Below are 2,837 nucleotides of genomic sequence, written 5' to 3'. Positions count from 1 at the left end.
TAGGTAGCAGCTAAAGCCACGCGATCGCCTACACTAAAGTTCAACTGTCCTAAAGCAGCATAATCGCCGTTAGTCAGACCTGTGTTAAGACCAGGATTATTTGCTTGCGAAGCCAAGTAACCCGCAGTGATTGAGCTATTTCCCAAAATACCGCCACTTTTACCAAGGGGTAGATTGAGCGCTATACCTGCACCGCCACCAATCCGATAGATGGGACTTTCAGAAGCAAAGGTAGATAAAGCACCGTTACCGCCGTCAGTGTTATCAAAAAAGTAAGGATTGTTGACAGCAGCATACTGGCTGTGTCGTCCGCCACTAGCTGCGATGTAAACATGGGCTGGGCCTACAGGAACTTCATAAGTCAAGCGGTCTATCCTGACACTGTTGTTACCATTGCCATTACCAACTTGAAATGTTTGTGTGCCTTCAGCAGTATTGATAGCACCACCAGCGTTATCAAATTGTGTAAAGGCTGTTGCATTACCAGCTGCGAGACGGGTATGTAAAACGTCTTTACCAGTGAAGCTGGTTTGCAAGTCTAAACGTACCCGATCTTGGAAGACGGTATTGTTATTGTCACCAGTATTACCTCCAAACACATCAGTAACACCAAAAATGGCTTCACCGACTAGTTTTGTGGTAGTGGAGAACTGATTTGCTTCCAATTCAGCAGTCCGCGCTTCTAGGGAATCTACGCGACCGCGTAGGGTTGCCAATTCTGCGGAAAATTCTTCTTGTAACCGTTGTAAGGTAGCTAAATCTTGCTTAGTCACCAAGTCAGCTGTTGCTGTGGCAATCAATTCGTTAACTCGATCCAAACAAGCATTCAAACCAGCAGCAAATTCATAACGGGTCAAAGCACGATTACCGCGATATGTAGCATTCGGATAACCTGCAATACAACCATAGCGCTCAACCAAGGACTGCAATGCTTGGAATGCCCAGTCAGTGGGTTGTACGTCGGAAAATTGCGAAACTGATGTTACTTGGGACTGAGAGTTATTTTGATTACCTTCGTTGCTGTAGCGGTTGACTTGATCTAGGGTTGTTTGAGCCAATATTTCTGGCTGTTGAGCAACTTCAGCTACGCTGGGTTGCTTGACTGCTGATATTTCCGCAGTTGGGTTTTGAGCCGCCATTGCTGCTGTCGAAACTAACAACGTTGCTCCCAAAACTGCTGGACTAACCACTAAGGATTTCCACAACAGATTAGACATTTTTACCTTACTCCTCACACCTTGTTTAGATAATTGGTTTCGCTGCACCTAATTCTCAAAAATCTGACATCTCATTCAAACCTCTGGATGAGACGTATAGTTGCCACTACTACAATTTTAGTTTTTGCAAAGCTAATAAACGATTAACTTGGGGTTAAACACTTATGTGATTAACTTATGCAAAAACATATCTTTATATCATAACATTATAAAACATCTGATCTAGATGACAAGATTGGAGCGATCGCCTTAATAACTGTCACACATACTTATCTAAATATCTAAGCAGGGAGTAGGGTTCAGGTCATTCGCTCTCTACACAGGCTAAATTGCTGAAAGCTTTAGACACTTAGCAGTTTGCCATCAAGAATCGCTTCTTCTACTTACCCCTAGTATAAATCTCATGCCAGTTAGAACAGACTGGTTTGGCTATACAAACTCTGTATTGCGGTCAAAAATGTTAGAAGAAATCACTTAATCTATTTGGGAAATTGCCCGTGCTACATCAAAGTCTAGTTGCGTCAACCCGCCTACATCATGTGTTGTAAGTGTAATCTTGACTTGATTGTAAGAAATCTCTATATCTGGATGATGTCCCTGTGACTCTGCTGGCTCCACTAGCTTATTGACAAACTCAATTGCTTTAACAAAATCTTTGAATGTCCGGGTAATCTGCAACTTGGAGTCTTTAAGAGTCCAACCTGACAGAGCCTTTGCCTGTTTTTGAATTTCCGCTTCGGTGAGTAGTTGTGCCATATCAAGAAATTCCTACTTATATATTTGTTACATTTTGCATCTGAACAAAGGCAAATCTCTTTTATCCTCCACACAGAAACTCTGGGAAGGCTCGACTAAGGCATAATACCTCTGTACATATTTAAATCAGGTTGCTAGAGAGAGGCTATTGCTCACATCTGGTCATACCCCAAGGTTTAATGCAAGATATTTATTCCTTTTAATAAAACTTAAACACGTTGGCTTTTTTCGCCGCAGCGATCATCATTTAAGTTTTCAAAAGTAACCATTGATCGAGCAAAAGTTACCCATAAAAAACTATCCGCTCTGATTTAAATCGGATGATCTAAATCAGAGCGGTGTAGCGGGTCTTCAGGTTGCAACCAGACTGCCGGAAGGAACTCCGAGCTTGCCTAGCAAATTGAGCTAACTTAGTATCTCAAAGATAACTAAGGCTAACTTTTAGAGAACAGCCCCGGCACGCAGCCGGCTAACTGCAACCTGATGACCCATGCATTTACTACTTTCTATCATGGGCATCACCTCCTTATTGCCTAAGCGGTCTTATTTTAAAAAGGGCAGAGCATTTACTCTGGGTTCATAACCTTCACCTAAGATAACATATAAATTTAGAGATATTAACCATATATAAAAAAATCTCCCACTTTTTGATGGGAGATTTTTGGAGAATAGTGAAAATTGACAATTTATTGGCTGATTACAAGGAGATTATTTAATCTGGGTGTGTCAATTTTCGCCAACCACAAGCATGATTCAGGTCATGGTCAAATTTGAATTCTTAGAGAGCGTTACCGCGAGGTAGAACTTCTTCAGGGAATACAAATTGTTCGTGGGGTTGATCTTGAGGAGCCATCCAAGCGCGGA

2 protein-coding genes are annotated in these 2,837 nt (G+C 41.8%); both read right to left on the bottom strand.

The annotated features are described in order from the left end of the window. Positions 1–1,217: iron uptake porin (locus HWQ37_RS21885; protein ID WP_292750812.1), on the bottom strand; the 1,217-nt coding region annotated here is incomplete at its 3' end. 474 nt (positions 1,218–1,691) lie between these two features. Continuing rightward, positions 1,692–1,973, bottom strand: coding sequence for a 4a-hydroxytetrahydrobiopterin dehydratase (locus HWQ37_RS21880; RefSeq protein WP_292750810.1), 282 nt, complete (start codon positions 1,971–1,973; stop codon positions 1,692–1,694). Between the last annotated feature and the right edge of the window lie 864 nt (positions 1,974–2,837).

The sequence above is a fragment of the Nostoc sp. NMS4 genome (genome assembly GCF_017115095.1).
GTDB lineage: Bacteria > Cyanobacteriota > Cyanobacteriia > Cyanobacteriales > Nostocaceae > Nostoc.
The sequence above is the reverse complement of the archived record's forward strand: the minus strand, read 5'-3'. Positions and strand labels throughout refer to the sequence as shown.

Coding starts and splice junctions, on each gene's coding strand:
- HWQ37_RS21880 (WP_292750810.1), bottom strand. CDS start 1,973: ATGGCACAACTACTCACCGAAGCGGAAATTCAAAAACAGGCAAAGGCT.